At 68.3% G+C, this 7,851-nt stretch carries 6 protein-coding genes and 1 tRNA gene; 4 read left to right on the top strand and 3 right to left on the bottom strand.

All coding sequences use genetic code 11. The features are described 5' to 3' along the window. Positions 1 to 9: 9 nt before the first annotated feature. Positions 10 to 1,299, bottom strand: a complete 1,290-nt coding sequence (gene metX, locus LzC2_RS09285) for a homoserine O-acetyltransferase MetX (protein WP_315854603.1) — start codon at positions 1,297 to 1,299, stop codon at positions 10 to 12. Positions 1,300 to 1,501: 202 nt separating this feature from the next. On the opposite strand from metX, the gene LzC2_RS09280 reads away from it, so the two are divergent. Together LzC2_RS09280 and LzC2_RS09275 are read left to right on the top strand one after the other, a co-directional pair. Next, positions 1,502 to 1,572 (top strand) — tRNA-Gln (locus tag LzC2_RS09280). A 350-nt stretch (positions 1,573 to 1,922) separates the two neighbouring features. Then, positions 1,923 to 2,399, top strand: coding sequence for a hypothetical protein (locus LzC2_RS09275; protein WP_171186144.1), 477 nt, complete (start codon positions 1,923 to 1,925; stop codon positions 2,397 to 2,399). A gap of 7 nt (positions 2,400 to 2,406) precedes the next feature. Here LzC2_RS09275 and LzC2_RS09270 read toward each other — a convergent pair whose 3' ends face one another. Continuing rightward, positions 2,407 to 2,802: a hypothetical protein gene (locus tag LzC2_RS09270; protein WP_171186142.1), complete on the bottom strand. Its 396-nt coding sequence runs from the start codon at positions 2,800 to 2,802 to the stop codon at positions 2,407 to 2,409. Continuing rightward, on the bottom strand, positions 2,799 to 3,713 hold the full coding sequence (locus LzC2_RS09265; RefSeq protein ID WP_206678640.1) for a TIGR02587 family membrane protein: 915 nt from the start codon (positions 3,711 to 3,713) through the stop codon (positions 2,799 to 2,801). Before LzC2_RS09265 ends, LzC2_RS09270 begins: the two co-directional genes overlap by 4 nt. 432 nt (positions 3,714 to 4,145) lie before the next feature. Between LzC2_RS09265 and LzC2_RS09260 the strand changes: the two genes are divergently transcribed. Together LzC2_RS09260 and LzC2_RS09255 are read left to right on the top strand one after the other, a co-directional pair. Continuing rightward, entirely contained in the window at positions 4,146 to 5,600 is a 1,455-nt protein-coding gene (locus LzC2_RS09260) for an FAD-dependent oxidoreductase (protein ID WP_171186138.1), read from the top strand. A gap of 179 nt (positions 5,601 to 5,779) precedes the next feature. Continuing rightward, complete coding sequence (locus LzC2_RS09255; RefSeq protein WP_171186136.1) at positions 5,780 to 7,786, top strand: PSD1 and planctomycete cytochrome C domain-containing protein; 2,007 nt, start codon at positions 5,780 to 5,782, stop codon at positions 7,784 to 7,786. The last annotated feature ends 65 nt before the right edge of the window (positions 7,787 to 7,851 follow it).

Here is a 7,851-nt window from a genome sequence, read left to right as displayed (position 1 = left end):
CCCCGACCCTCACCCCAGAAACGCATTGACGATGCGGCCCAGGCGGGGGAGTTCTTCCTCGATCAGGAAGGCGTCGTGGCCGTAAGGACTGTCGAGTTCGGCGAACGTCACGTCTCCCCCGGCGGCCAGCAGCGCCCGCACCACGTCCCGGCTGCCGGCGGTCGGGAACAGCCAGTCGGTCGTATAGCTGAGGATCAGGAACCGCGCCGTCGCCCGGCCCAGCGCCTCCGACAGCGAGCCGCGCCCGCGGGCCAGATCGAAGTGATCCATCGCCCGCGTCAGGTACAGCAGACTGTTCGCGTCGAACCGCTGGGTGAACCGCCGGCCCTGATAATCGAGGTAGCTTTCGATCTGAAACTGGACCTCTTTGCTGATGTCATGCTGGAACCCGTCCGGCCCGGCGCCCGGTTCCCGGGACGGCCGCTGCAACCGGCGACCGAACTTCCGGGCGATGTTCGCCTCAGAGAGGTAGGTGATATGAGCGAGCATGCGGGCCAGCGCCAGCCCGGCGTCCGGGCCGGGTTCGCCGCGTTCGACGGCGGCATGGTATTCGCCGCCGCGGAAGTGCGGGTCCGTCAGAATCGCCCGGCGCCCGACCGCGTTGAACCCGATCCCCTGTGCTCCCAGCGACGCCGCGCTGGCGATCGCGATCGACGCGGCGACGCGATCCGGGAACCGCACCGCCCATTCGAGGGCCTGCATCCCGCCCAGGCTGCCGCCGATAACGGCCTTCAAGCGTTCGATTCCGAAGACTTCCCGCACCAACTCGGCGTGGACCTCGACGATGTCCCCCAGCGTGACGAACGGGAACTCCAGCCCCCAGCGATTCGAGGGGGGCCCGTCGGTTCCGGGCCGCAGGCTGCCGGGACCGGTCGTGCCGCTGCATCCCCCCAGCACGTTGGCGCAGATCACGAAGTGGCGGTCGGTATCGAGGCCCGGACCGGCGTCTTGTTGGTCGGCGGCGGATTGTGTGTCGGGGCTCAGGGCGCCGGGGCCGACGAAGCCGTCCCACCAGCCGGGCTTTCGGTCGTCGGGGGAAAGCCGTCCGGCGAGGTGGGCGTCGCCGGTGAGGGCGTGGCAGACGAAGACGGCGTTGTCTTTGGCCGCGTTGAGCGTGCCGTGCGTCTGATAGGCGACGGTGACGGGCCCGAGTTCGTCGCCGCCCTCGGTGCGTAACGGGCGCCGGTCAAACAGCGTGGCCGTCTGCACGACGGAGAGCGGCGTCTCGCCGGCGGCGGGCGCCGGTGATTCGACGGAGGCGTCGCCGGGCCGGTCGGGGGAGGTGAGGAGCGCTGACACGGCGTCACAATACCCCGGAGGAGAGGCGGAGTCGGCCCGCACGCCTCGATCTTCCGCGACTCGTTGGCCGGCCCGGCCCCCAAGCCGAACCCTCGGGGGGCGTCCGGGGTCGGTCATCTTGCCGAGGCGTCCCGCCGCGACTAACGTAGAGGTGGTTCGAGACGATCGCCCACGTCGCCCAGCGACGCGGCCACTCGCCCATTCCCCGATAGTGTAACGGTAGCACAACAGCTTTTGGCGCTGTTTGTCCAGGTTCGAATCCTGGTCGGGGATTCTCTCAGGTGCCCCCCAAGGGGCGTATTGGACTATCTTTCAAGGAGTTTCGGGAGGTCGGGGTTAGTCGAGGTGCGGGACTGTCCCTTTACTGTCCTCTGACTAACCCATTTCTAACCCTTCGGGGGACAAAGCGCAAGATGGGGGGCAGTCGATCCGGTGACGTTCCGGGGGAGTCTGACGGGTCCGTGAGGGACGGATTCGATGTGCTGCTGTGATCGTGGGCGAAAGTGCAATTGATTGGCGGGTGCGTCACAATGTCGCATTTTTGGCGTTTTGCTGCGGTACCTCTATACGGGGTTACGCAAGGACGCGGGTTCACCGCTCCCCTCCCCGCTGCTGCGAACTCGATGACCTTCTATTTTGTCAACTACAATATCGGTTCCGACGCGACGCGAGTCGCACTGATCGAAACGCTTGAAGAACTCAACGGTCACCACCTTGCCGAATCGCTGTGGTGCGTTCGGGTAGATGATGTGGACTCCGCGAAGGTCCGGGACTATATCTGTCGGGAGCTGACGGATTATATAACGCGGGAGAACGATTGGGTCATCCATCGCCGCGCAGCCGAGTTCCCGACCGATCTGCACGTCGCTGGCGGCGTCCGGGCCGTCGGCGTCGGCCTTCAGCAGGATGCGGGCCCGCATCAGCAGGCGAGCGGGGTGCGTGCCGGTGCGGATCAGGCGGTCGAGCGTTTGCCGCTGCTCGCCAGTGAGCCGGACCGCGACTTTAAGGGGCGAAGCCATTGGAAATCCTCCGTGAGAAACCGCTGCGGAGGATATCCAGCTGATCTGATCAGCTGCAATGAACCACTAGAGGGCGGATGAAAATGCTCTAAGGCTGCTCGTAGCCGACGGCTCGGCCTTCGAGCCGGCCGTCGGCGGGGTCGGTCGAGAACGTGACCCACCCCTCCCGCGTGCCGTCTCCGGGCAGGAAGGCGACCGTGAAGCTGGCCCGCTCCTCAGGTTCGCCCGGCCGCACCAGCGTCACCTCGACTCGGACGCCCTCTGCCGTGCTGCCTCCCTTGTTTTCAACGGTCACGGGCACGGCGAAGACGCCGTCGCGAGGCTCCGCGGTCCCGAGCCGCACCGTCGGGGCCGGGGGCGCCCCGTTCCCCTGGCGGACCCACTCGAAGACGAGACAGCCTACCGTCGCCGCGACCAGCAGGGCGCCGAGGGCGAAGACGCCCCACTCCAAGGCATTCTTGCGGTCGGAGTTCGGAGCCGTCATTGGATCAGTAACCTCCCGGCGGACGCCCCGAGCATGCCCGGCAGCGCCAACACGACGATTTGAGAAACGGCGGCGGGCAGGTCGGCGCCGTCAAACCGCCCGAAGAACCAAAGCATCATGGCCGACGCGGCCAGCGCGATCGCGTAGCACGTGACCGTCCCGGTCAAAAACCGCAGACGGCCCTCCCGCCGGACGTGCCGGTCGGCGCCGGCGAAGCCGCTGAAGTAAAGGGTGACGCAGCCGATCCCCAGCGAGAACAGGACCAGCCCGAGCAAACGAGCCGGCGAGGCCTCCAGCCCGATCGTCGTGATCTCCTCGGTCGGGGCGACGTTCGCCGCGAACAGCGTCGCTCCGCAAAACGAGATCACCGTCTGGGCCCAGAAGCCGCGATCGTTCCCCGATTCCGACTCGGTCCCGGCGTCGGACTCCCGATCGTCGTCTTGCTCGCTCCCGCCCCCGTCGTCGCTCTCCTGGCCGCCTCCGCCGAGCTGCGCGGTGCCGACGGACACCCCGACCGCGACCAGCATCGCTTCGACGACGACCTTGCCCAGCAGCTCGGGCCAGTTCGACTCCGGGCCGATGCGGCCCAACAGGAACAGGACCAGCGGGGTGAGCAGGAGGGCGATCCCCAACTCCTCGACGGAGTCGGCCGCCACCTCCCGCCAGCCGGCGTCCGGCCGCATGCCTGCGTAGCGGTTATAGCCGAGCAACAGGACGAAGGTGACGCCGAGGTAGAGCAGCAGTTCCGGCGGGCGGGCGATAAAGCCCTCCCACCAGACCTCCATGGTGTACAGGAGCGGCAGACTGAAGAGCAGCCCCCCGATGACGCCCCGGCCGTACTCGCGGAGCGATTCCCGGATCGGGCGAGTTCCCGCGACGGCATCGTTCCCCCCGCCGTCCGTGGTTCCCACGCTGTTGCTTTCGTATGTGCGGGCGGAGCGTATGCGGCGGTTCGAGGCGACACAACCGGCTCCCAGTCGTCTCACGCACGGCGAGGACCGCGACCGGAACGCCGCCCGCCCCCGCCTGCCCGTTGCCGAGCACGCAGTGCCGACGCAGCCGTCGACCGCGTTCTCTGGGGGGCCGCACTGCCTCCGGAATCCTCGCGAAGCCGGAGTCCCGGGGGCGTGATGAAGGGGAGCGATCGGAACCGATCGTTCGGACTTTGGCCCGCGACATGAGGAGCTGCAACAGGCCGTTCCCGACGCCATCGTTCGGGCGCCGCCCGGGTCTGAGCCGACGCGGTCGGAGTAGGCTGGCGACCACCGCGACCCAAGGAGCCACAAGGAGCGACCATGACGAGCTTTCCCCGGGGCCAAGCGTACTGGAACGCCACCGCCGAAGTGCCTGACTTTCCCCGACTGTCGGGCGACGTCAGCGTCGACGTCGCCGTCGTCGGCGGCGGCATCGTCGGGGTCACCGCGGCCCGTCTGATGAAGGACCGGGGCCTCACCGTCGCGGTCGTCGAGGCGCAGCGGGTCGGCCGGCAGGTGACCGGCCGCTCGACCGCGAAGGTCAGTTCCCAGCACGGCCTCATTTATCAGAAGCTCGAGCAAAAGTTCGGGGAGGACCGGGCGCGTCTCTACGGCGAGGCCCAGGAGGCGGCGCTCCGCATGATCCGGCAGCTCGCCGCGCAACACGGGATCGAATGCGACCTCGAAGAGCAGGCCGCCTACACCTACACCCGTGAGGAGAAGCACGTCTCCGAAATTGAAGAGGAGGTCCAGGTCGCGCAGCGGCTCGGCCTCCCCGCCTCGCTCGTCCGCACGACGGACCTGCCGTTCGACGTGCTGGCGGCGAACCGCTTCGACGGCCAAGCCCAGTTTCATCCGACCAAATACGTGGCGGGACTGGCGAAGACCGTGCCCGGCGACGGCTCGCACGTCTTCGAGCACAGCCGTGCGGTCGATTGGGAGCCGACCCGCGTCGTCACCGACCACGGCGTCGTCACGGCCCGACACGTCGTGATGGCGACGCACATCCCGCTCGGACAGATCGGCGGCTACTACGCCCAAGCCCACCCCATGGCCGAACCCGTGATCGCCGCGCGGGTTCAGCAGGCGCCGGAGGGGATGTACCTCAGCGTCGATAAGCCCAGCCACTCGTACCGCCTTCACCGGAACTCCGACGGGGCGACATACGCGATCGTGGCCGGAAACAGCTTCAAACCGGGCCACACCGACGAGGAACGGCAGGCCGTCGAGGACGTCGAGCGCTGGCTGACAGAAAACTTCGAGGCCGGGCCGATCGAGTATCGCTGGGTGAACGAGGATTACAGCTCGATGGACGGCGCCCCCTTCATCGGCTGGTCCTCGTCGATCGGCGAGGGCTATCTCGTCGCGACGGGCTTCAACGCTTGGGGAATCACCAACGGGACGGCGGCCGGCGTGATCCTCGCCGACCTTCTCGAGGGCCGCGAGAATCCTTGGACCGATCTGTTCGACGCCACGCGGGTGAAGCCGGTGGCCGGCGGGCCCAAGTTCGTCAAGGAGAACCTGAAGGTCGCCGCGCACCTCGTCACCGGCTACCTCGCCCGCCGGCCGAAGTCGTACGACGAACTCGCGCCCGGCGACGCCGCGATCATGGAGATCGACGGCGAGAAGGTCGCCGCGTTCAAGGACGAGCAGGGCGCCGTGCACGCCGTCTCCGCGGTCTGCCCCCACATGGGCTGCATCGTCGGCTGGAACGAGACCGACCGGACCTGGGACTGTCCGTGCCACGGCTCCCGCTTCGAATGCTCCGGCGAAGTGACCCACGGTCCTGCCGTGCAGCCACTGGGTTCGCACATCACCGGATAGGCTCGCACACCGTCGGATCGAGGCGCCGTGGCGGCACCCAAGGCCCACTTCGCGACGCTGCGGGTTACTCCCGGGGCCGTCATCGCTCGACGGTGGTGGTAAGCTGGCGTTCCAGTGAGGCGTGCTGAGGGAGCGGGCGCCGCTTCAACAAATTCGGAACCGACGAGAGCGAGAACCTGATGCCGTTTGCCTGGACCCGTTCAGGGACGATCCCTCGGACGGGGACGATCCGCCGGGGAGACGGCCTCCTGAAAGCGATCGTCGTATTGGCGACGGTCGTGTGCGTTGACTCCGCGGACCGCCTCGCCGCGGGTCCGCCGGAAGGCGTCGCAGAATCTAAGGACGGACCGGGAGAGAAGCCGGTCGACTTCGCTCATCAGATCGTGCCGATCCTGCGAGCGCATTGCGTCGCCTGCCACGGCGGAGACGAGGCGAAGGGCGGGTTTTCGATCGATACCCGCGAGAGCTTCCTCGATGGAGGCATGGCCGATCCCGGCAGCCCCGACTTCTCTCACTTCCTGACCCTTGTCGTTAGCCGCGACCCGGACCTGATGATGCCGCCGCCCGAGAAGGACCGCGTCCCGGCAGCCGACGCGGCGCTGCTGCGACGGTGGGTGCAAGAAGGCATGGCGTGGGAGGCCGGGTTCCAATTCGGTGAGCCGGGCTACGAGCCGCCGCTGCGTCCCCGGCGGGTCGCCCTCCCCCCAGCCGTCGACGGTCGCACGCACCCGATCGATCGGCTGATCGACGGGGCGGGCGTGCCGGCGTCCGAGCCGGCGGACGACGCGACGTTCCTGCGCCGGGCGTCGCTCGATCTGGTCGGTTTGCTGCCGACCGCGGACCAGGCGGAGGCGTTCCTCGCGGACCCGTCCCCCGACAAGCGGGAGCGGCTGGTCGACGACCTGCTGGCCCGCGAGATCGACTATGCCGATCACTGGCTGACCTTCTGGAACGACCTGCTGCGGAACGACTATGCGGGGACCGGATTCATCACGAAGGGCCGCACGCAGATCAGCGGGTGGCTGTACCGGGCCCTCCGCGAGAACAAGCCCTATGACGCGATGGTTCGCGAACTGGTCGCCCCCGCCGACGACGGCAGCGCCGGGTTCATCAACGGCATCGAGTGGCGGGGCACGGTGAGCGCCGGGCAGACGCTGCCGATTCAGTTCTCGCAGAGCGTGTCGCAGTCGCTGTTGGGCATCAACATGAAGTGCGCCTCCTGCCACGACAGCTTCATCGACCGCTGGACGCTCGCCGACGCCTACGGACTGGCGGCGATCTATTCCGAGAAACCACTTGAACTGTACCGCTGCGACCAGCCGACCGGGCGGATGGCCGGCCCGGCGTGGCCGTTCCCGGAGATCGGCCAGGTCGACGGCGACGCCCCCCGCGACGAACGGCTGCGGCAGCTCGGCGATCTGCTGACGCACCCGGAGAACGGCCGCGTGCCGCGGACGATCGTCAACCGCCTGTGGGCTCAGCTGATGGGGCGGGGAATCGTGCACCCGCTGGACGCGATGCAGACCGAGCCGTGGAACGCCGACCTGCTCGACTGGCTGGCCGCGGACTTCCAAGACCACGGCTACGACCTGAAGCGAACGCTCCGCCTGATCGCCACTTCGGAGGCGTATCGGAGCCGGTCGCTGCGGCTCGAATCCGATGCCCCGCTGCCCGAGGCGGGGTCGGCCGTCCCGCTGGTCAAGCGGCTGACCGCCGAGCATTTCGTCGACGCGGTTTGGCAGCTGACCGGAACGGCCCCCGTAGAGTACGACGCCCCCGTCGATCGGCGACCCGCACCTGAGGACGAGCCAGCCGAACCGGCCGAACCGATGACGCGGGCGGCGTTGCTCGCCAGCGACGCCCTGATGCGGTCGCTCGGCCGGCCGAACCGCGACCAGATCGTCACCTCGCGGCCGAGCGAGGTGTCGACGCTCGAAGCCTTGGACCTCAACACCAGCGAGGCGCTTGTCGCGAACCTGCGCGTCGGGGCGGAGCGAATGCTCGCGGCCTCTCCGCAGCCGTCGGACCTCGTCGACGATCTGTTCCTGTCGGCTCTGACCCGGCGGCCGACGGAGGAGGAGCGGGCATTGATCGGCGACTACCTCGGGCCGGCCCCCGACGCGGACGCCCTGACGGACGTGATGTGGGCCCTGTTGATGAAACCGGAGTTCCTTCTGATCCGTTAGCCGCCGCCCCCGGGCTCCCGGTTCAAGGCGTGCCCGGACCGTTCGCATTTTCCCGACCCCGCCTG

Source organism: Alienimonas chondri (assembly GCF_013036045.1).
Taxonomy (GTDB): domain Bacteria; phylum Planctomycetota; class Planctomycetia; order Planctomycetales; family Planctomycetaceae; genus Alienimonas; species Alienimonas chondri.
Note: the sequence above shows the minus strand (reverse complement) of the source record. Positions and strands in the feature narration are given on the sequence as shown.

Coding starts and splice junctions, on each gene's coding strand:
- LzC2_RS09275 (WP_171186144.1), top strand. CDS start 1,923: ATGACCTTCTATTTTGTCAACTACAATATCGGTTCCGACGCGACGCGA.
- LzC2_RS09270 (WP_171186142.1), bottom strand. CDS start 2,802: ATGACGGCTCCGAACTCCGACCGCAAGAATGCCTTGGAGTGGGGCGTC.
- LzC2_RS09255 (WP_171186136.1), top strand. CDS start 5,780: ATGCCGTTTGCCTGGACCCGTTCAGGGACGATCCCTCGGACGGGGACG.